This is a genomic window from Cedecea sp. P7760, from assembly GCF_013386425.1.
Classification (GTDB): Bacteria; Pseudomonadota; Gammaproteobacteria; order Enterobacterales; family Enterobacteriaceae; genus Cedecea; species Cedecea selenatireducens.
This window is the reverse complement of the sequence record NZ_JACARU010000010.1, coordinates 30,897-52,393: the sequence shown is the minus strand read 5'-3', so window position 1 is coordinate 52,393 and position 21,497 is coordinate 30,897. Positions and strand designations below refer to the sequence as shown.

The following is a 21,497-nucleotide window of genomic DNA, read 5'->3' as shown; positions in this document are numbered from 1 at the left end:
TTCTAAAGAGACAGTGATTACGCAGTAACCGCCCTGTCTTCCATGGCTTCTCGCCAGCCTCCCATCCAGTAGGACCTCTGATTCAGAGTCTGATATGGACAAATCTCTTTTGAGCGTCCGGCGATGCCTGCCTGATAACCACGTTGATGTGCCCGTTCCAGGCGATCTCGTTTTTGTCTCTTCATGCCTCGTTTCCCTCATTACATTGTCTGGTGGAAAAGAAAACAGTGATTACAAAATGTGCAACCACGGATAAGCAATAACGCGAAATCCGAAGAGCGTCAATGCGCAAAATTCACGCCAATGTCATATTCCTGCGCTATTCTGGTTATCTTTTCGGCAAAAAGTCAGGCTATCCTGCGGCTAACCGGTTCACAAAAAAAGAAAAGCTGCGACCACCCGACGGTGAAAATCGCAGCTTTTTTGTACCAATCATTTTACCTATTAATTAAGGCGTGTGAGCTCCGAAGCGATACTCTTCGCTTCCTGCTGCCAGCCCTGAGCCAGGGTTTTCACCATCGCATCGTAGCCATCATCCTGCTGCTTCAGTTCGATATGGAACGGACGTTTGATTATCTCGCCCTGGCGCTTCAGCAGCCACTCTCCGCTGACAATTACCTTGCCGTCGTAGCGGCCGTGGAAGCCGGTCACGTTCACGCTTAGCGCTTCCTGATCGTTACCTAAAGGCTGGGAAGCAACAACCCAGCCCGGCAGCGCGCTGCTGAGGTTACTCACCAGCGTATTACGTAGCTGCTGGTCCAGCGGGCTGGCCCACAGATTACTGGTTGCAATGACGTACTGCACATCGGTCGTCTGGTAAACCACCCCGGTGCCCGCCAGGAAATCAGGGACCGTAATCTGATCGACCCACAGTAAGTGGCTTCCAGGCTGGCTCACGGCCTGCATAACAGGCTGTGAGCTTTGCGGCAGCTGATAGTACGTCTTGCCGTTATCGCTGCCGCTACAGGCAGACAGCGTCAATACGGCGGCTAGCGTGAGCCACTTTTTCATGGTTGTGCCCTCTTCGGCTGCGGATCCTTTTTATCCTTCGCTTCAAATATCAGCGAATTGCTCTTGTCGTTCAGCGTGCGCAATACCGGCTGCAGCTCACGCAGCACCTGATCAAGACGCTGCATATCCGCCACCATCTTGTTGTAGGCCGCGGAGCCAGGCTGGAAGCCCTGCATGCTGCGGTTCAGCTCGCGAAGCGTTTTCTGCATATCTTCCGGCAGCTGCTGCATCGACTGGCTGGCGGTTATCTTATTCAGGTTATCCAGCGTCTGTTGCAGATGACGCATGGTTTTCTGACTTTCACCCAGCGTGTTCGTCGCCTGTTCCAGCATCGGCGAAATCGGCAGATTGTTGATCTTATTCAGCGTTTCCAGCAGCTTCTGCTGAATTTGCGCCAGGCCGCCGCTCATGGTTGGGATCACCGGATAACCGCTGATGCTCGGAATTTCTGTCACCGTTTTCTCATTCGGATAGAAATCGAGATCGATATACAGCGCCCCGGTAATCAGATTGCCGGTTTTCATCGAGGCACGCAGCCCGCGCTGAATCAGCGCCTTCATATTCGATGGAATATCCGCCTCATTCCCTACCATATTTTTCAGGCGTTCCGGCTCAATACGGATCAGCACCGGAATACGGAAATCGTCGTTCAGCTTCTGACGCATGCTCTCGTTGAAGAACGGCACCTGAGCGACGGTACCCAGACGAATGCCCCGGAACTCTACCGGCGCGCCCGGCTGCAGGCCGCGAATAGAATCTTTGAAGAACATCAGGTAGTCGATATGATCGGTAAACAGCGAATCCTGAATGCTTTTCTGATCGTCAAACAGCTGGAAGTCGGTGCCGGACTCAACCGGCTTGCCCCACTCCCACCCGTCAGGCACGTCGAAGCTCACGCCGCCGCTAAACAGCGTGGTCAGCGAGCCCATTTCAACACGCATGCCCTGGGAAGACATATCCACGGCAATGCCGCTGTCTTTCCAGAAGCGAACGTTGCTGGTAATCAACCTGTCGTTCGGCGCGGCGATAAACAGCTGGTAGCTGATAGCACGTTTATTGGTATCAAAGGTGCTGGTTTCCACCGAGCCCACGCGATAGCCGCGGAACAACACCGGGTCTCCCGGGGTGAGCTGACCTGCTTTTTTGCTGTCGAGCGTGATGCGAATACCTTTGGCGTCCGGCGGCGCAAGCGGTGGCGCATCCAGCAAAGCATAGTTTTCCGGCTGCTCGCCTTTGGTACCCGGCTGGAGCTCAATGTAGGCGCCAGACAGCAGCGTCCCAAGTCCGGAAATCCCTTCCCGCCCAACCTGCGGTTTTACCACCCAGAAGACGGAATCTTTATGCAGCAGCTTTTCCATGCCGGAATTGAGCCGGGCCTTAATTTCCACGTGGTGTAAATCGTCGGTAAGCTGCGCGCTCTCGACGATGCCCACGTCCACGCTGCGGCTTTTAATGGTGGTTTTTCCGCCTTCAATGCCTTCAGCATTGGCGGTAATCAGGGTCACTTCCGGCCCCTGATGGCTGTAGTGGTAAAACAGGATCCAGGCGCCAATCAGCGCCGTTACGATGGGAAAGATCCAAACCGGCGACCAGTTTTTTACCTTCTGTACTTTCGCCTCGCCGCTCTTATTTTCCATGCTCGGAAGACTCCTCATCAGTTACATCGTCTGCTCGATCCCAGGACAAGCGAGGGTCAAAGGTCATCGCTGCAAACATCGTCAAAATAACCACAAAAGCAAACATTAATGCTCCCATAGCCGGGTAGATATTCATCAACCCGCCCATACGCACCAGCGCAGAAAGGACGGCAATCACGAACACGTCGATCATCGACCAGCGGCCAACAAATTCGACAACTTCATAAATCAGATGCATACGTTCGCTGTCACGCCTGCCGTGCCCTTTTGCATCCCAGCACAGCCAGGCAATGGCGATCATTTTCAGCGTCGGCACCATAATACTGGCGATGAAAATCACCATCGCCACCGGATAAGATCCCTCGCTCCAGAGCAGGATCACCCCGGCTAAAATCGTGGAGGGATATTTGCTGCCCAGCATCTCGGTGACCATGATCGGCATAATGTTTGCTGGCAGGTAGAGCATGATAGAAGTGATCAGCAGCGCCAGCGTCCATTGCAGGCTGTGTCTGCGGCGTACGTGACCGTGTGTCCCACAGCGCGGGCAAACCAGCGTGTCAGCCTCAACAATTGCCGTACAGCAGGAGCAGGAACGCAGCCCCTGCTTGATACCCGATACGCCAACTTTTAGCGGCTGATGCACCGGCGGCATGGGCGCAATATCGTCCCAAAGCCAGCGTCTGTCGACGCACTGGAAGGCCCTAAGCTGCAAAATACAGAACAGGCACCAGGGTATAAAACTGCTGCCCACGCCAATATCGCCATAGGCCATAAGCTTAACGAAGCTGACCAGCACGCCGGCGAGGAAGATTTCCGCCATGCCCCAGCTTTTCAGCTGGAACAGGACTCGCGCCAGCCAGCGTTTAAGCCCGAAAGGTAGCTTCGCCTGGTTGACTAACAGCAGGATGGTTATCAGGCAGAAGGCCGGCACCGCCTGGACAAAAAGCAGAAAGAAGGTGCCGAGGCTGGCGTAATCCTCAGAAAACATCACGCCGGGGATTTGCATCAGCGTGACTTCGCTGCTGATCCCGGCCACCTTCATATTGATGAAAGGAAACAGGTTGGCCAGCAGCAGCATAAACAGCCCCGCCAAAGCGTAAGCCGTCGGCCGCTGGCGCGGTAAATACCACTGCGTGACCAACGGTGTGCCACAGCGCGGGCAGGAGGCTTTGTGGCCATCCTGCAGCTCCGGCAATGCCACCAGCAAATCACATTGTCGACACAAAATATGCGAGCGATGGTGGTGTGTGGCACACATCGTAACTCTCCTTAGATTACGAGCCGTTTTTCAGCGCTTCGAGATACTCCCAGCGCTCGAATGCCTCTTCCAGTGCCAGCTCCGCTGCGGACATTTCCGCGAGGACTTTCTGGGTCGTATCGTGCGGTTGGTTAAAGAAATCCGCATCGCCGACTTTTGCCTGCAGCACGCCTAAATCGGCCTCAAGCTGCTCAAGTCGTTGAGGCAGCTGCTCCAGTTCGCGCTGCAGGTTATAGCTTAGTTTGCTATTGGCACGTTTAACAGGTTCTGCTTTTTGCGCCTCGGCCTTCTCGGTTTTAACCACAGCCGCCTGACGCAAAGGCTGGGCGGAACCCTGCTGGCCTTTGGCATCATGGTAGCCGCCGACATAGCGACCGATTTTGCCCTGGCCTTCGAAGATCCAGCACTCGGTGACGGTATTATCGACAAACTGACGGTCGTGGCTAACCAGCATAACCGTGCCCTGGTAACCATCAATCAGTTCTTCCAGCAGCTCCAGCGTTTCGACGTCCAGGTCGTTGGTTGGTTCATCGAGAATCAGCAGGTTGCTAGGTTTTAAGAATAAACGGGCCAGCAGCAGGCGGTTTCTTTCCCCGCCGGAAAGCGCACGCACCGGGGTCATGGCGCGTTTTGGATGGAACAAGAAGTCCTGCAGGTAGCCCAGCACGTGGCGCGGCTTGCCGTTCACCATTACTTCCTGCTTCCCTTCCGCCAGGTTATCCATCACCGTGCGATCAGGATCCAGCTCGGCGCGGTGCTGGTCGAAGTAGGCCACTTCCAGCTTGGTACCGCAGTGCACGCGGCCGCTGTCGGCCTGTAGCTGGCTAAGCATCAGCTTAAGCAGCGTAGTCTTACCGCAACCGTTCGCCCCCACCAGCGCAATTTTATCGCCACGCTGAACCTGAGCGGAGAAATCACGCACCAGCGTTTTGCCGGCAACCTGGTAATTAACGTCTTCCATCTCGAAGACGATTTTGCCTGAGCGGCTCGCCTCTTCGACCTGCATCTTCGCGCTGCCCATCACTTCACGGCGTTCACCGCGCTCGCGGCGCATCGCTTTCAGGGCACGAACGCGCCCTTCGTTACGGGTACGACGCGCTTTGATGCCCTGACGGATCCACACTTCTTCCTGCGCCAGCTTGCGGTCAAACTCGGCGTTCTGTAACTCTTCCACGCGCAGGGCTTCTTCTTTCGCCAGCAGATACTGGTCGTAGTCGCCAGGGTAAGAAACCAGCTTGCCGCGATCCAGGTCGACAATACGAGTCGCCATATTGCGAATAAAGGAACGGTCGTGGGAGATAAAGATAATGCTGCCCTGGAACTCCTTCAGGAAGCCTTCCAGCCAGTCGATGGTTTCGATATCAAGGTGGTTAGTCGGTTCATCAAGCAGCAGCACGCGCGGGGAGCTGACCAATGCCCGGCCCAGCGCGGCTTTACGCAGCCAGCCGCCGGACAGCGCGGAAAGCTCGGTATCCGCTTCCAGACCAAGCTGCTCGAGCACTTCGTTAATGCGGCTGTCGAGCTGCCACAGGCCCTGATGATCGAGGATCTCCTGAATGCGCGCCATCTCATTAAGATTTTTGTCGCTTGGGTCGGTCATCACTTTATGGGAGATGTCGTGGTAGGCCTTGAGGTATTCGGCCTGCTCTTCCACGCCTTCCGCCACAAAGTCATACACCGTGCCCGCAACGTTACGCGGCGGATCCTGCTGCAAACGTGCCACGATCAGATCCTGTTCATACACCATGCGCCCATCGTCCAGCGGCAGCTCGCGGTTGAGGATCTTCATCAGCGTTGATTTGCCCGCGCCGTTACGGCCAACCAGACAGACGCGTTCGTTTTCTTCGATGTGTAATTCGGTGTTATCTAACAGCGGCGCGTCGCTAAACGACAGCCAGGCACCGTGCATACTAATTAATGACATGACTATTAATCCCGGGATTCGTGAGTGACTAACCAGCAGTTATGGATCTGGCGGTTGCGCGCAAAGTCCTGCGACTGCGTTTTTTGTGTAATTTCCTGTGCAACCAGGCCAAGCTCCGCCAGGCCGGCGAAGTCCATTTTGAAGCCACGTTTATTGTTGGAGAACATAATGGTACCGCCGCGACGCAGCAGGCGCTTCAGATCCTTCATCAGCGCAATATGGTCACGCTGCACGTCGAAAGAATCTTCCATGCGCTTGGAGTTGGAGAACGTCGGCGGGTCGATGAAGATCAGGTCAAACTGCTCATCGCTATCGCGCAGCCAGCCAAGGCAATCAGCCTGGACCAGGCGATGGGCGCGGCCGGTCAAACCGTTCAGGCGCAGGTTACGCTCCGCCCACTCAAGGTAGGTACGCGACATATCCACCGTGGTGGTGCTTTTCGCCCCGCCGAGACCCGCGTGTACCGTTGCGGTACCGGTATAAGCGAACAGATTCAGGAAGTCTTTCCCTTTGCTCATCTGGCCCAGCATGCGGCGAGCGATGCGGTGGTCAAGGAACAGGCCGGTATCCAGGTAGTCGGTAAGGTTAACCCACAGGCGCGCGTCAAACTCGCTGACTTCCATGAAATCGCCCTTCTCGCCCATCTTCTGGTACTGACTTTTCCCTTTCTGACGCTCGCGGGTTTTTAGCACCAGCTTGTTGGTTGGCAGCTCAAGAACCGCAAGCGTTGCCGCGATGACGTCAAACAGGCGCTGGCGGGCTTTGTTCGGATCGATGGTTTTCGGGGGCGCATATTCCTGCACCACGACCCAGTCGCCGTAGCGGTCAACCGCAACGTTGTAGTCAGGCAGGTCGCCGTCGTACAGGCGATAGCATTCAATCCCCTCCTGACGGGCCCACTTATCAAGCTTTTTGACGTTTTTGCGCAGGCGGTTGGCATAATCTTCAGCAATCTGACCGCTTGCCGCGGCGACGCCAGCAGGGCTAACCGCCAGCTGATAGTTTTTCTGCACGCAGTCCAGCGGGCCGTTTTTGGCCTTAAACTGGCGATCGGCGCGCAGCTGCAGGCAGCTCAGCAGCTCTGGGGAAGCGCTGAACAGCGACAGATTCCAGCCGCCGAACTGATTTTTCAGATGGCGACCCAGCAGGCTGTGCAGGGCAATCAGCGCAGGCTCGCTTTCCAGACGCTCACCATAAGGTGGGTTACTGACCACCGTACCCGCAGGGCCTTCCGGCAGCGGGTTGGTCAGCTTAGCGACGTCCTTAACGTCAAAACTGATAACCTCGCCAAGACCTGCACGACGGGCGTTGGCGCGGGCGCGTTCAATGACGCGGCTGTCGTTATCTGAACCATAGAAGCGAGACGGATATTCAGTCAGGCCACGGCGAGCGCGAACCTGTGCCTCGGTCACCACCTCTTTCCAGACGTCCGCATCATGCTTCGCCCAGTTCAGGAAGCCCCAGCGCTTACGATGCAGGCCCGGCGCGCGATCGGTAGCGATCATCGCGCCTTCAATCAGCAGCGTGCCGGAACCGCACATCGGATCCAGCAGCGGCGTACCATGCTGCCAGCCGGAACGCATCACGATGGCCGCAGCCAGGGTTTCTTTTATAGGAGCGGCACCGGTTGCATCACGGTAGCCACGCTGATGCAGGCCTTCACCGCTGAGATCCAGCGCGATACTGGCGGTATCTTTGTTCAGCCAGACGTTAATACGCAGGTCTGGCTGCTCACGATCGACATCCGGACGCGGCAAATTCTTGCGGGTAAAGGAGTCAACAATCGCATCCTTCACCTTCAGCGCGCCGTACTGGCTGTTGCGGATGGTTTCGTTCAGGCCGCTGAAGTGCACGGCAAACGTTGCGCCCGGCCCGAACAGCGCCGGCCAGTCGATAGCCATCACGCCGAGGTACAGATCGAGATCGCTGTAAACTTTGCATTCGCTGAGCGGCAGCAAAATACGCGAAGCCAGGCGGCTCCACATCAGGCTTTGATAGAGTAGACGAGTATCCCCCTGGAAATGTACGCCGCCCTGAACGACCTGGCAGCCCTGGGCCCCCAGGTTTTCTAGTTCAGTTTTTAACAGCTCTTCAAGCCCACGCGCCGTACTGGCAAACAGAGAATTCATATCGTCACTTATCAGGTAAAAAGAAAATTGTGGCGCATTATAGCTAATCCGCAACGCATGTCATAAAGTTGCCCTCTTAATTTATTTCCCACGGAGGGCGCCGTGATTACTTTGTCTCAACTCTTTATTCACCCGGTAAAATCCATGCGCGGTCTGGCGCTCTCCCACGCGCAGGCAACCACCAGCGGGCTGGCCTTCGATCGCATCTTTATGATTACCGAACTGGATGGCACCTTTATTACCGCCCGCCAGCATCCGCAGATGGTATTGTTCACCCCGGCGTTCCTGCATGACGGCCTTTATTTATCAGCCCCGGACGGCAGCTCGGCCAGCATTCGCTTTGCGGATTTTGCCGAGGCGCCTGCGCCAACTGAAGTCTGGGGTTCGCACTTTACCGCGCTTATTGCCCCTGACGAAATTAATCAATGGCTAAGCGGCTTCTTCTCGCGCCCGGTGCAGCTTCGCTGGGTTGGCGAGGAGCCTACCCGCCGGGTGAAGCGCCACGAAGAAGTGCCGCTTTCGTTTGCCGACGGTTTCCCTTATTTGCTGACCAACGAAGCCTCGCTGCGCGACCTGCAAAACCGCTGCCCGGCCAGCGTCAAAATGGCCCAGTTCCGCCCCAATATGGTGGTCACCGGGGTGCCAGCGTGGGCAGAAGACACCTGGAAAGTGGTGCGCATCGGTGGCGTCACCTTTGATGTAGTCAAACCCTGTAGCCGCTGCATCTTTACCACCGTAAGCCCGGAACGTGGCCTGAAACATCCCAGCGGCGAACCGTTAAAAACGCTGCAGGGCTTCCGCACCGCGCAGGATAACAGCGGTGCCGTGGATTTCGGCCAGAATTTAATTGCCCGCAACAGCGGCGTTATTCGCGTTGGCGATGAGCTGGAAGTGCTCGCCCACAAACCGGCCAATGTTTATGGCCCGGGTGAAGTGGTCGAAAGCCTCGAGCCGCAAAGCCAGCCTGAAAGCAGCGTTAATATCGACTGGGAAGGCACAACGTTCCAGGGCAATAACCAGCAAATTCTGCTGGAGCAGCTGGAAAACAAAGGGATTCGCGTGCCCTATTCTTGCCGGGCCGGAATTTGCGGAAGCTGTCGAATTCGGTTGCTGGACGGCGAAGTGAAGGCGTTAAAGAAAGGTGCGATTGGCGCCGATGGCACAATTTTGTGCTGCAGCTGTGTTCCTGCCGGAAACGTGAGCGTCGCGCCGCGTTAAACGGCCTGATCCAGGCTGAGGCCGCTGCTCAAAGGCTGCGGTTTCAGTCGGTCATTCATGACTTTGATAGCATCACCCAGCTGCATAGTGCGGCCGGCTAACGTTAGCCCCTGCTGAGCGAGCAGGCAAAGCGCGGCATTATCACCGGTTTCTACCACCAGCAGGTTCACCTGCTGCATATTCTCGCTTAGCCACACGCAGGCCCCGTCCCCGATCCCCGGCTGCCAACAGTCACCGTGAGAGACAAAATGCCAGCTTTTCGGCATTTGCGGTTTGAGGAAACGAATCGCCACCAGCGCGTTAAGCACCAGCTCGGCACGCTGCTCTTTACCCAACGGTAAATCACGACATTTTTCTTCAAAGGAGAAAAAGAGCGCCGCATCGTCAACACAAAAACCTGAGTTTTCAAAGGCATCCGGGGTCAGCATTTTGCGCGGAAAGCGCGAACGGAATAGCATGCCATTGGCCAAATCGAGCATCATTCGATCGTGCTCTTCATCGAAATACCAACGCCAGTTATCGTCCGGTTTTATCCGCATAATGCTTACCCTTCATTTATCCCGCTGCTGAATTGCCACTCAGATTCTTACCATATTAATAAAAGACCAATATGTTTAAATAAGCAACAGTAGCGGAATATAAAACAACCAGAGCCGAAAATAAAGCCCTGGTTGTTTGCAAAGCGTAAATGATCAGAGATGAGTAACGATTTCTTTAATCAACGGTGGGCCTTTAAAAATGAAGCCGGAGTATATTTGAACCAGTGAAGCTCCCGCCGCGATCTTCTCGCGAGCAGCGATAACTGAATCAATACCGCCGACGCCGATAATCGGTAGTCGACCATTTAATTCCTGAGACAAGCGACGAATAATTTCCGTGCTTTTTAATTGTACCGGACGGCCGCTTAAGCCACCGGTTTCGTCGCAGTGCTTCATGCCCTGAACGAGGCTCCGGTCCAAAGTGGTGTTGGTGGCAATCACCCCATCAATATTATGGCGAACTAAACTGTCCGCTACCTGGATCAATTCTTCTTCAGAAAGATCCGGCGCGATCTTCACCGCCACGGGAACATATTTATGATGGATCGCTTGCAGCGCCTGCTGCTTATTTTTAATGGCGCTTAAAAGATCGTCCAGCGCTTCACCATATTGCAACGTACGTAATCCTGGCGTATTCGGTGATGAGATATTGATCGCAATATAGCCAGCATACGGATAGATTTTATCCATACAGACCAAATAATCATCTTTCCCCTGTTCAACGGGGGTGTCTTTGTTCTTGCCAATATTAATCCCGAGCACGCCGTCGAAATGCGCTTTTTTTACATTTTCGACCAGGTTATCTACCCCAAGATTATTAAACCCCATGCGGTTAATAAGCCCCTCGGCCTCCACCAGGCGGAAGATTCGTGGTTTATCGTTCCCCGGCTGAGGACGAGGCGTTACGGTGCCCACCTCGATGGAACCGAAGCCCATCGCCCCGAAGGCATCAATACATTCCCCGTTTTTATCCAGGCCTGCGGCTAAGCCCAGCGGATTCTTGAACGTTAACCCCATGCAGGTCACCGGTTTTGACGGCACGTTCTGACGAACCAGCCACTCAAGCGGCGTACCGGTGACAAAGCGTAATTGCTGAAAAGTTAACTCATGAGCGCGCTCTGGATCGAGCTGAAAAAGGGCTTTACGAACGAAGGGGTAGTACATGAACTCTCCTGGATTCCCGGTGTGCAGACCGGGGCGCTATTATTCACGATCCGGGCGATGATTGGAATTGACCTGCCGCAAAAAAGCCTGAATAGAAGCAAACGTTTTCTTTTCCCGGCGTGCGATATGCGCTTTTTCGCAAATCTATCCCGGAAAAATCACTTAGTTGAAGAAATCATCTCTGCCAGTATCACGCTAATTGTTATCAATGTTAGATAAAAGCAAACAATTAGTTATAAGGAGTCATGATGCGTGTGATTACCCTGGCCGGAAGCCCTCGCTACCCTTCTCGTTCCAGCTCTCTGCTGGAGTATGCAAGGGAAAAACTGAGCGCCCTGGATGTCGAAGTCTATCACTGGCACCTGCAGAACTTTGCGCCGGAAGACCTGCTGTATGCGCGGTTCGACAGCCCCGCTTTACTGACGCTCATTGAACAGCTCAGCACCGCCGACGGCCTGATTATCGCCACGCCGGTCTATAAAGCCTCGTTTTCAGGCGCGCTAAAAACGCTGCTCGATTTGCTCCCTGAACGCGCGTTAGAGAAAAAGGTTGTTCTGCCTCTCGCGACCGGCGGCACCGTCGCCCATATGCTCGCCGTGGACTATGCCCTTAAGCCGGTGCTGAACGCGCTGAAGGCTCAGGAAATTCTGCACGGCGTGTTCGCCGACGACGGCCAGGTTACCGATTACCAGCACAAACCTCAGTTCACGCCAAATCTGCAAAAACGCCTTGATGAATCGCTGGAAACTTTCTGGCAGGCGCTTCATCGCCGTGACTTTGTGGTGCCTTCGCCGTTTAACGCTCGGGGAGTCAGCCATGTTTAATCTGCTTAAACGCCGCAGTCCCTGGCTTGCCTTTGCTGGCCTGCTCGCCTTTTCGACCTACAGCAACGCCTCAGACAGCGGCCCGGAACAGCTGCGCATTGGCTATCAAAAGGGGTCGGTCAGCATGGTGCTGGCCAAAAGCCACCAGCTACTGGAAAAGCAGTATCCGAAGACCAAAGTTTCATGGATTGAATTTCCTGCCGGGCCGCAGATGCTTGAGGCGCTGAACGTCGGCAGTATTGATTTGGGCAGCACCGGAGATATTCCGCCGATCTTCGCGCAGGCCGCTGGCGCAGATCTGCTGTACGTGGGCGCCGAGCCGCCCAAACCGAAAGCAGAGGTGATCCTGGTGCCGGAGAATAGCCCGCTGAAAACGGTGGCTGATTTAAAAGGCCATAAGATAGCCTTCCAGAAGGGCTCCAGCTCGCACAATCTGGTGCTGCGAGCGCTGCAGAAAGCCGGGCTGAAGTTTTCCGATATTCAGCCTGCATACCTGACTCCTGCCGATGCGCGGGCGGCTTTCCAGCAGGGTAACGTAGACGCCTGGGCCATCTGGGATCCGTATTATTCGGCGGCGCTGTTAAACGGCGGCGTTCGCGTCCTGACTGACGGCAGCGAACTTAATCAAACCGGATCTTTCTATTTAGCCTCTCGTCCTTACGCGCAGGCCAATGGCGTATTCCTCCAGCAGGTGCTGAAAACCTTCAGCGATGCCGACGCGCTCACCCGCACGCAGCGGGCGGAAAGCGTAACGCTGCTAGCCAAAACGATGGGCCTGCCTGAAGCGGTGATCGCCACTTACTTTGACCATCGCCCTCCTTCAGAAATTACGCCGGTAAGCGAAGCTACCGCAGGCAAGCAGCAAAACACTGCGGATCTGTTTTATGAAAACCGCCTCGTGCCGAAGAAGGTCGATATTCGTACCCGCATCTGGCAACCCGCTGGCGCGACACAAGGAGCTAAGTCATGAGCCTGAATCTGTTCTGGTTTTTACCCACCCACGGTGATGGTCACTATCTCGGCAGCGAGACAGGCGCCCGCCCGGTTGACCATGGTTATCTGCAGCAAATCGCACAGGCAGCCGATCGCATCGGTTTTACCGGCGTGCTTATTCCAACCGGGCGATCCTGCGAGGATGCCTGGCTGGTTGCCGCCTCGATGATCCCTGTCACCCAGCGGCTTAAATTTTTGGTCGCGCTGCGCCCGAGCGTCGTATCCCCTACTCTTGCCGCACGCCAGGCCGCCACGCTTGACCGTCTTTCCAACGGGCGGGCATTGTTCAACCTGGTGACCGGCGGCGACGCCGAGGAGCTGGCTGCCGAAGGGGTATTTCTCGATCATGAAGAACGCTATGAGGCTTCGGCGGAGTTTACCCGCATCTGGCGGCGTGTGCTCGAAGGCGAAACCGTCGACTACGATGGCAAACACATAAAAGTGAAAGGTGCGAAGCTGCTTTACCCTCCGGTGCAGCAGCCGCGCCCCCCGCTTTATTTTGGCGGATCGTCCGATGCAGCACAGGATCTGGCGGCCGAGCAGGTTGACCTTTACCTGACCTGGGGTGAACCCCCGCATCTGGTGAAGGAGAAAATAGATCAGGTTCGGGCGAAAGCGGCAGCTCAGGGGCGTGAAGTCCGCTTTGGTATCCGCCTGCACGTCATCGTGCGGGAAACTAACGAAGAAGCCTGGCAGGCTGCAAACCGGCTTATTTCGCACCTCGATGACATCACCATCGCTAAAGCACAGGCAGCCTTTGCCCGCAGCGACTCGGTCGGCCAGCAGCGCATGGCTGCCCTGCACGGCGGCAAGCGAGACAAGCTGGAGATCAGCCCAAATCTATGGGCTGGCGTCGGACTGGTTCGCGGCGGCGCAGGCACGGCGCTGGTGGGCGACGGGCCGACCGTCGCAGCCCGTATTCATGAATACGCCGACCTGGGTATCGACAGCTTTATTCTCTCCGGCTATCCACACCTGGAAGAAGCATACCGCGTGGGTGAACTGCTGTTCCCTCACCTTGATGTCGCTATTCCTGAAATTCCTCAGCCACGGCAGGTTCATGAAAAAGGGGAAGTTGTCGCCAATGACTTTATCCCGCGTAAAGTGGCGCAAAGCTAGAGAGGCAGAATGAACGCATCCATCCATAAAGTCTTGCTGCGCCTGGCGCCCTGGGCACTGCCGGTGGGCATCGTACTTGTCTGGCAGCTGGCTTCGTCCACGGGCTGGCTTTCGACGCGCATTTTGCCCTCTCCGGAGGGCGTAGTGCTGGCGTTCTGGAGCCTTTCTGCCAGCGGAGAACTCTGGCAGCACCTGGCGATCAGCTCGTGGCGGGCGGCGATCGGTTTTAGCATCGGCGGATCGCTGGGTCTGATCTTAGGTTTGATAAGCGGCCTGTCACGCTGGGGAGAACGCCTGCTCGACAGCTCCATTCAAATGCTACGCAACGTCCCACACCTGGCGCTGATCCCGTTGGTGATCCTTTGGTTTGGCATTGACGAAACGGCCAAGATCTTTTTGGTCGCGCTCGGCACCCTGTTCCCGATTTATATCAATACCTGGCACGGCATCCGTAATATCGATCGCGGCCTGCTGGAGATGGCCCGCAGCTACGGGCTTTCCGGTTTCAGCCTGTTTGTGCACGTCATTCTGCCGGGCGCATTACCGTCCATTATGGTCGGCGTGCGTTTTGCCCTGGGCCTGATGTGGCTGACGCTTATCGTGGCGGAAACCATTTCTGCGAATTCCGGGATTGGCTATCTGGCGATGAATGCCAGGGAGTTCCTGCAAACCGACGTGGTGGTGGTGGCCATCGTGCTGTATGCGCTGTTGGGCAAACTCGCCGACGTCAGCGCCCGCCTGCTGGAACGCGTCTGGTTACGCTGGCATCCGGCTTATCAATTAAAGGAGGAGACGGTATGACAACTGCTCGTCTGAATCAGGGTACGCCGCTGTGGCTTAATAACGTCGGCAAACGCTATGGCGATAAAGTCATTCTCGATCAACTTGAGCTGCGCATTCCTGCCGGGCAGTTTGTGGCGGTGGTTGGCCGCAGCGGCGGCGGCAAAAGTACGCTGCTCCGCCTGCTTGCCGGGCTGGAAAACCCAAATCACGGCGCGCTATACGCCGGCAGCGCGCCGCTACGTGAGAGCCAGGATGACACGAGGCTGATGTTCCAGGACGACAGGCTGCTGCCGTGGAAAACGGTGATAGACAACGTCGGGCTTGGGCTGAAAAACAGCTGGCGAGATGCGGCTCTCAAGGCGCTGACAGCCGTTGGCCTTGAAAATCGAGCCAGCGAGTGGCCGGCCGCGCTTTCCGGCGGGCAAAAGCAGCGCGTTGCGCTGGCCAGGGCGCTCATCCATCGCCCACGCCTGCTATTACTCGATGAACCGCTCGGCGCGCTGGATGCCCTGACGCGAATCGAAATGCAGGAGCTGATTGTTTCGCTGTGGCAGGAGCACGGCTTCACGGTGCTTTTAGTGACGCATGACGTCAGCGAGGCGGTCGCCATGGCCGATCGCGTGCTGCTTATAGAAGAAGGAAAAATTGGCCTGGATCTGACGGTCGATTTACCGCGCCCGCGTCGGTTGGGATCGGCGAAGCTGGCCGAACTGGAGGCTGAGGTGCTGGCCAGAGTGATGAAACGAGGTTTAGAAGAGCCGGCACGCACGGTGCGTACCGGCTGAGTTTATACCCTCACCCCTTCGGGTGAGGGGCAGAACTTATGCCAAAGCCTTGGCAATTTTCTCGAACAGATCCCCGGACAGGTTTTCCAGCCCTTTCAACTGCTCCAGCGCGGCGCGCATCTTAGCCTGACGTTCCGCGTCGTAACGCTTCAGGCGAATCAGCGGCTCAACCAGACGAGAAGCGATCTGTGGGTTACGGCTGTTCAGCTCGGTCAGCATTTCCACCATAAACTGGTAGCCGCTGCCGTCTTTGGCGTGAAACGCTGCCGGGTTGCTTGAGGCAAATGCCCCAATCAGGGAGCGAACGCGGTTCGGGTTGCCCAGGCTGAAGGAACGGTGATTAAGCAGTTCACGCACTTTAGCCAGCGTGTTGCTTGCCGGACTGGTCGCCTGCAGGACAAACCACTTATCCATAACCAGGCCATCTTTGTGCCACTTTTCATCGTACTCGGCCAGCAGCGCTTCACGGCATGGCAGCTGTGCAGCCACCGCGGCGGACAGTGCGGCAATGGAATCGGTCATATTGTCAGCCTGCTGATACTGCTCGCGCACCAGCTGCCCGGCAAGTTCAACGTCGCCAAACGCCAGATAACGCAGGCAAGTATTGCGCAGCGCACGTTTACCGATGTCACCATGATCCACACGATAGCCGTCGAGCTTGTTGGCGTTGTAGATTGCCAGGAACTCGTCGGCCAGCTCTGCCGCCAGGGTACGAGTCAGCGCGCCGTGCACTTCGGCAATGGCGATCGGATCGATAGTCTGGAACAGCTCGGCAATTTCATTCTGCGAAGGAAGCGTCAGGATCTCAGCGGCCAGCGCCGGATCGATTTTCTCATCCAGCAGGATAGCGCGGAATGCGTCAGCCACGTGCAGCGGCAGTGAGAGCGGCTGCCCTTGCTGGCTGCGGTTCACGTTGATTTTAATGTAGTTTGCCAGCAGGCTCTGCGCCGCATCCCAGCGGGAGAAGTCGTTCCGCGCGTGGCGCATCAGGAACGTCAGCTGCTGATCGCTCCATTTATAGTCAAGCTTCACCGGCGCGGAGAATTCACGCAGCAGGGACGGAACAGGCTGGAAGTAGACGTTATCGAAGACGAAGGTCTGCTCTGCCTGAGTCACGTTTAGCACGTGATGCACCGGGTGGCCATCCTTCTGCAGCGGAATGACCTTCCCTTCGTTATCGTACAGCTCGATATCAAACGGGATATGCAGCGGGTGTTTTTCCTGCTGCTCGGCGGTCGGCGGCGTCATCTGGCTGATGGTAAGCGTGTACTGCTCGGTTTCCGGGTTGTAGTCGTCACGAACGGTTACCACCGGCGTACCGGCCTGGCTATACCAGCGGCGGAAATGAGACAGATCGACGTTGGACGCATCTTCCATCGCCTGCACGAAGTCATCGCAGGTTGCCGCGCTGCCGTCGTGGCGTTCAAAATAAAGCTGCATACCCTTCTGGAAGTTCTCTTCACCCAGCAGCGTGTGCAGCATGCGAATAACTTCTGACCCCTTCTCATACACCGTTAAGGTATAGAAGTTGTTCATTTCGATAACTTTGTCCGGGCGAATCGGGTGCGCCATCGGGCTGGCGTCTTCGGCGAACTGCATGGCACGCATGGTGCGCACGTTCTGAATACGGTTTACCGCACGAGAACCCAGGTCAGAGCTGAACTCCTGGTCACGGAACACGGTCAGGCCTTCTTTCAGGCTCAGCTGGAACCAGTCGCGGCAGGTGACGCGGTTACCGGTCCAGTTGTGGAAGTATTCGTGGCCGATAACGCGTTCGATGTCGAGGTAATCTTTGTCGGTCGCGGTTTCGGCGCGGGCCAGGACATATTTAGAGTTGAAGATATTCAGCCCTTTGTTTTCCATCGCGCCCATATTAAAGAAGTCGACGGCGACTATCATATAGATGTCGAGGTCATATTCCAGGCCGAAACGGGTTTCATCCCACTTCATTGAGGCCTTCAGCGAGGTCATCGCCCAGTCAGCACGATCGAGGTTGCCGCGGTCAACAAACAGTTCCAGCGCAACATCACGCCCGGAGCGGGTTTTGAAGCTGTCACGCAGGACGTCAAAATCGCCCGCTACCAGCGCAAACAGGTAGCAAGGTTTTGGGAATGGGTCCTGCCACTGCACCCAGTGACGGCCATTTTCCAGCTCGCCTTCGGCAATGCGGTTACCGTTAGCCAGTAAATACGGGTATTTGCTTTTGTCGGCGATGACTTTGGTCGTGAAGCGCGCCAGCACGTCCGGGCGGTCCAGATACCAGGTAATATGGTGGAAGCCTTCTGCTTCACATTGGGTACACAGCGCTTCACCGGACTGATACAGCCCTTCGAGCGCCGTATTGGTCGCCGGGCTGATTTCGTTAACAATCGTCAGCGTAAAGGTGTCCGGCAGTTGCTCCAGAATGAGCGCGCCGTCCTGCTGACGATAATGCTGCCACGGGGTCCCGTTTACGGCGATGGAGACCAGCGTCAGGTCTTCACCATCAAGATGCAGCGCCGCGCCAGCCTCGCCCTGACGGACAATTTTGCTGACCGCGGTAACCTGCGTTTTTGTGGCATCAAGGTCAAAGGTCAAATCGATATCGGTTATCGTATAATCCGCCGCGCGATAGTCGTGGCGATATTTGGCTTGTGGCTGTTGTGTCATAAAAAACCTTATACATCGTCCGTAAGATAATGGACTTCAGTCTATTCCTGTTGCCGGAATGTTGCTACGCAGAATCTTCATCTTTGGCCATCTGCGGCCAAAAAATTTTAGCGGCTCAGCGTAGTACTTTGGTGACCATGCACCTTAGAGAAGACGCGACTATCAGGGCGTAATCGCACATTTTGTTTAGTACTCTAAACATAATCATATCAACGTGTTGCTTTGTGCATAACCCCGTTATGGCACAAATTGCCCTTTCCCCCCGCCCCCCCTAATGTTGTGATCTTGCTTCAATAAACGGATAATCAAGGTATACTCCCGCGTCTTTATTTGCCCGGACTGATGGAAACGCTCCTGTGAGAGGATGCTGAAACGCGCCATGACACGACACGCTTCCCCGATTTTGCAAACGCTTCTGGATACTGACGCCTATAAGCTTCATATGCAGCAAGCGGTTTACCACCGCTATTACGACGTTAACGTCGCAGCGGAATTCCGCTGCCGCGGCGACGATCTGCTGGGCATTCATGCCGACGCCATTCGTGAGCAGGTAGCGGCTATGCAGCACCTTCACCTCAGCGATGAAGAATTTCACTGGCTTAAAAGCCTGCCTTTTTTCAAAGCCGATTATCTCGACTGGCTGCGCGACTTCCGCTATGACCCTTCGCAGGTCCAGGTGACCAATAATCACGGTCATTTAGATATCCGCCTCAGCGGACCGTGGCGGGAAGTCATCATGTGGGAAGTTCCCCTGCTGGCAGTTATAAGTGAAGTCGTTCACCAGCATCGCGCCCCGGGCGTTACGCCCCAAATGGCTCTGGACCACCTGGAAACCAAGCTTCAGGAATTTAACGCGCTGACCGCGGGGGTCGATCTTTCCCATTTCCGATTGATGGACTTCGGCACTCGCCGCCGCTTCTCTCGCGAAGTACAGCAGGCTATCGTTCAGCGTCTTAAGCAGGAGCCGTGGTTCATCGGCACCAGCAACTACGATCTGGCCCGCCGTCTTGACCTGACGCCGATGGGCACGCAGGCTCACGAATGGTTCCAGGCACATCAACAGATAAGCCCCGATCTGGCGAATAGCCAGCGCGCGGCGCTGCAGGCCTGGCTGGACGAGTATCCTGACCAGTTAGGGATTGCCCTGACCGACTGTATTACCATGGACGCTTTCCTGCGTGACTTCGGGCAGGAATTTGCTACCCGCTATCAGGGGCTGCGCCACGACTCGGGTGACCCGATCGAGTGGGGTGAAAAAGCCATTGCCCACTATCAAAAACTTGGCATCGACCCACTGAGCAAGGTGCTGGTGTTTTCTGACAACCTGGATTTGAACAAGGCCGTGGAACTTTACCGCCGCTTCTCATCCCGGGTTAACCTCAGCTTTGGTATTGGCACCCGCCTGACCTGCGACATCCCACAGGTCAAGCCGCTGAACATCGTGATTAAGCTTGTAGAGTGTAACGGCAAGCCGGTCGCCAAGCTTTCAGACAGCCCGGGTAAAACCATCTGCCACGATAAAGCCTTTGTGCGAGCATTACGCAAAGCCTTCGACCTTCCGCTGGTCAAAAAAGCCAGCTGATTCAGCGATAATCGGTGAATAGAGGCTTTGCTATTCACCGCGCTTCTCTCTTTCCTTTATTTCTTCATAAGCAACGCGAATTCTGCTTGTCTGATGGCGCGTGACAGGTAACATAGATAACCCCCATCTGTGGGTTACTATTTTTTTTGTCATTGACCATTTAATAGAGAGAAAACTATGAGCGTTGTGCCTGTAGCCGACGTACTCCAGGGCCGTGCCGCCGTTGACAGCGAAGTCACCGTGCGCGGATGGGTGCGTACTCGAAGAGATTCAAAAGCTGGTATCTCCTTCCTCGCCGTCTATGACGGTTCCTGCTTTGATCCTGTACAGGCCGTCATTAATAATTCTCTGCCCAATTACAATGAAGACGTTCTGCGCCTGACCACCGGCTGTTCGGTGATTGTTACCGGCGTTGTGGTCGAATCTCAGGGCCAGGGCCAGGCGTTCGAACTCCAGGCAACCAAAGTTGAAGTTACCGGCTGGGTTGACGATCCGGATACCTATCCGATGGCGGCCAAACGCCACAGCATCGAATACCTCCGCGAAGTGGCTCACCTGCGCCCGCGCACCAACATGATTGGTGCCGTTGCCCGCGTTCGTCACACGCTGGCTCAGGCGCTGCACCGCTTCTTCCACGAAAATGGTTATTTCTGGGTATCCACCCCGCTGATCACCGCTTCGGATACCGAAGGTGCCGGCGAGATGTTCCGCGTCTCCACGCTGGATCTGGAAAACCTGCCTCGCACTCCGGAAGGCAAAGTCGACTTCGACAAAGACTTCTTCGGTAAAGAAGCCTTCCTGACCGTTTCCGGCCAGCTGAACGGCGAAACGTACGCGAGCGCGCTGTCCAAGGTTTATACCTTCGGGCCAACCTTCCGCGCAGAAAACTCCAACACCAGCCGCCACCTGGCCGAGTTCTGGATGCTGGAGCCAGAAGTGGCCTTTGCCGACCTGGACGATGTGGCCGGACTGGCAGAAGCGATGCTGAAGTACGTCTTTAAGGCCGTACTGGATGAACGCATGAACGACATGAAGTTCTTTGCTGAACGCGTCGACAAAGAAGCGATTGAGCGTCTGGAACGCTTCATCTCCGCAGACTTCGCCCAGGTGGACTACACCGACGCGGTTGAAATCCTGCTGAACTGCGGCCACAAGTTCGAAAACCCGGTTTACTGGGGGGTCGATCTTTCATCCGAGCACGAACGTTACCTGGCCGAGCAGCACTTCAAGGCACCGGTGGTGGTGAAAAACTACCCGAAAGACATTAAAGCTTTCTATATGCGCCTTAACGAAGACGGTAAAACCGTTGCCGCTATGGACGTTCTGGCCCCGGGCATCGGCGAAATCATCGGTGGCTCCCAGCGTGAAGAGCGCCTGGATGTGCTGGACGCGCGCATGGCTGAAATGGGCCTGAATAAAGAAGATTACTGGTGGTACCGCGACCTGCGTCGCTACGGCACCGTACCGCATTCAGGTTTTGGCCTGGGCTTTGAGCGTCTGATCGCCTATGTCACCGGCGTTCAGAACGTGCGCGATGTGATTCCGTTCCCACGTACGCCGCGTAACGCCAGCTTCTAAGCCAGAGAAAACCAAAAGGCCAGCTTCCGCTGGCCTTTTTTACGTTTCAGCATAAAAGGTCTATTTTCTTCAACGCTCGTTAAACAAACGTCAATTTCAACCCTCTTTCCCGACAACCCCGTTACCAACTATTTCTGCCTCACATTCTTTAACAAAAATTGCGCTTAAGTTTGCTCGCGCTTTCAAATAGTGATGGGCATAGCACATTTGTACATTTTTCACACAGCCATCCAGCCATCTAAAAACAAGTCAAAAAATGAACAATTGTGAACAAGAAACATTCACCAAATAGCTTTATGCGGAT

The 21,497-nt window shown here is 55.6% G+C and carries 17 protein-coding genes; 8 read left to right on the top strand and 9 right to left on the bottom strand.

All coding sequences use genetic code 11. The features are described from left to right. Nucleotides 1-17 precede the first annotated feature (17 nt). The 6 genes from rmf to rlmKL form a co-directional block, all read right to left on the bottom strand. Nucleotides 18-185 carry a ribosome modulation factor gene (gene rmf, locus HX778_RS04070; RefSeq protein WP_008461244.1) on the bottom strand — a complete coding sequence of 56 codons (168 nt, stop codon included), beginning with the start codon at nucleotides 183-185 and terminating at the stop codon, nucleotides 18-20. Between the two features lie 259 nt (nucleotides 186-444). Beyond that, entirely contained in the window at nucleotides 445-1,011 is a 567-nt protein-coding gene (pqiC, locus tag HX778_RS04065; protein WP_176981341.1) for a membrane integrity-associated transporter subunit PqiC, read from the bottom strand. Further along, a complete protein-coding gene (gene pqiB, locus HX778_RS04060; RefSeq protein WP_038473954.1) occupies nucleotides 1,008-2,648 on the bottom strand; it encodes an intermembrane transport protein PqiB in 1,641 nt (546 codons plus the stop codon). Before pqiB ends, pqiC begins: the two co-directional genes overlap by 4 nt. Beyond that, nucleotides 2,638-3,906, bottom strand: a complete 1,269-nt coding sequence (gene pqiA / locus HX778_RS04055; RefSeq protein WP_038473957.1) for a membrane integrity-associated transporter subunit PqiA — start codon at nucleotides 3,904-3,906, stop codon at nucleotides 2,638-2,640. Before pqiA ends, pqiB begins: the two co-directional genes overlap by 11 nt. Before the next feature lie 16 nt (nucleotides 3,907-3,922). After that, a complete protein-coding gene (locus tag HX778_RS04050) occupies nucleotides 3,923-5,830 on the bottom strand; it encodes an ABC transporter ATP-binding protein (protein WP_176981340.1) in 1,908 nt (635 codons plus the stop codon). Nucleotides 5,831-5,835: 5 nt separating this feature from the next. After that, a complete protein-coding gene (gene rlmKL / locus HX778_RS04045; RefSeq protein WP_038473963.1) occupies nucleotides 5,836-7,959 on the bottom strand; it encodes a bifunctional 23S rRNA (guanine(2069)-N(7))-methyltransferase RlmK/23S rRNA (guanine(2445)-N(2))-methyltransferase RlmL in 2,124 nt (707 codons plus the stop codon). A 102-nt stretch (nucleotides 7,960-8,061) separates the two neighbouring features. Here rlmKL and HX778_RS04040 point away from each other — a divergent pair, with 102 nt between their 5' ends. Next, nucleotides 8,062-9,177: a YcbX family protein gene (locus HX778_RS04040; protein WP_038473966.1), complete on the top strand. Its 1,116-nt coding sequence runs from the start codon at nucleotides 8,062-8,064 to the stop codon at nucleotides 9,175-9,177. Here the strand turns inward: HX778_RS04040 and zapC are convergent. Together zapC and pyrD are read right to left on the bottom strand one after the other, a co-directional pair. Beyond that, the gene (zapC, locus tag HX778_RS04035; protein ID WP_038473969.1) at nucleotides 9,174-9,716 is read right to left on the bottom strand and encodes a cell division protein ZapC; all 543 of its coding nucleotides are present in this window, start codon (nucleotides 9,714-9,716) and stop codon (nucleotides 9,174-9,176) included. The two genes, HX778_RS04040 and zapC, sit on opposite strands and share 4 nt — an antisense overlap. A gap of 153 nt (nucleotides 9,717-9,869) precedes the next feature. Next, a complete protein-coding gene (gene pyrD, locus HX778_RS04030) occupies nucleotides 9,870-10,880 on the bottom strand; it encodes a quinone-dependent dihydroorotate dehydrogenase (protein ID WP_038473971.1) in 1,011 nt (336 codons plus the stop codon). Nucleotides 10,881-11,128: 248 nt separating this feature from the next. Here pyrD and ssuE point away from each other — a divergent pair, with 248 nt between their 5' ends. The 5 genes from ssuE to ssuB are packed head-to-tail and all read left to right on the top strand — an operon-like array spanning nucleotide 11,129 to nucleotide 15,384. Beyond that, nucleotides 11,129-11,704 carry an NADPH-dependent FMN reductase gene (gene ssuE / locus HX778_RS04025; RefSeq protein ID WP_038473977.1) on the top strand — a complete coding sequence of 192 codons (576 nt, stop codon included), beginning with the start codon at nucleotides 11,129-11,131 and terminating at the stop codon, nucleotides 11,702-11,704. After that, the gene (locus HX778_RS04020) at nucleotides 11,697-12,674 is read left to right on the top strand and encodes a sulfonate ABC transporter substrate-binding protein (RefSeq protein WP_038473980.1); all 978 of its coding nucleotides are present in this window, start codon (nucleotides 11,697-11,699) and stop codon (nucleotides 12,672-12,674) included. Before ssuE ends, HX778_RS04020 begins: the two co-directional genes overlap by 8 nt. Continuing rightward, the gene (gene ssuD, locus HX778_RS04015) at nucleotides 12,671-13,816 is read left to right on the top strand and encodes an FMNH2-dependent alkanesulfonate monooxygenase (protein ID WP_038473983.1); all 1,146 of its coding nucleotides are present in this window, start codon (nucleotides 12,671-12,673) and stop codon (nucleotides 13,814-13,816) included. The genes HX778_RS04020 and ssuD overlap by 4 nt, the downstream gene beginning before the upstream one ends. 9 nt (nucleotides 13,817-13,825) lie before the next feature. Next, entirely contained in the window at nucleotides 13,826-14,617 is a 792-nt protein-coding gene (gene ssuC, locus HX778_RS04010) for an aliphatic sulfonate ABC transporter permease SsuC (protein WP_038473986.1), read from the top strand. Next, complete coding sequence (ssuB, locus tag HX778_RS04005) at nucleotides 14,614-15,384, top strand: aliphatic sulfonates ABC transporter ATP-binding protein (protein ID WP_038473988.1); 771 nt, start codon at nucleotides 14,614-14,616, stop codon at nucleotides 15,382-15,384. Before ssuC ends, ssuB begins: the two co-directional genes overlap by 4 nt. Nucleotides 15,385-15,420: 36 nt before the next feature. Here the strand turns inward: ssuB and pepN are convergent, their stop codons facing one another. Next, a complete protein-coding gene (gene pepN / locus HX778_RS04000; RefSeq protein ID WP_038473991.1) occupies nucleotides 15,421-18,033 on the bottom strand; it encodes an aminopeptidase N in 2,613 nt (870 codons plus the stop codon). A gap of 379 nt (nucleotides 18,034-18,412) precedes the next feature. Here pepN and pncB point away from each other — a divergent pair, with 379 nt between their 5' ends. Together pncB and asnS are read left to right on the top strand one after the other, a co-directional pair. After that, the gene (gene pncB, locus HX778_RS03995) at nucleotides 18,413-19,615 is read left to right on the top strand and encodes a nicotinate phosphoribosyltransferase (protein WP_038482803.1); all 1,203 of its coding nucleotides are present in this window, start codon (nucleotides 18,413-18,415) and stop codon (nucleotides 19,613-19,615) included. A 177-nt stretch (nucleotides 19,616-19,792) separates the two neighbouring features. Next, a complete protein-coding gene (asnS, locus tag HX778_RS03990; protein ID WP_176981339.1) occupies nucleotides 19,793-21,193 on the top strand; it encodes an asparagine--tRNA ligase in 1,401 nt (466 codons plus the stop codon). Nucleotides 21,194-21,497: the final 304 nt, after the last annotated feature.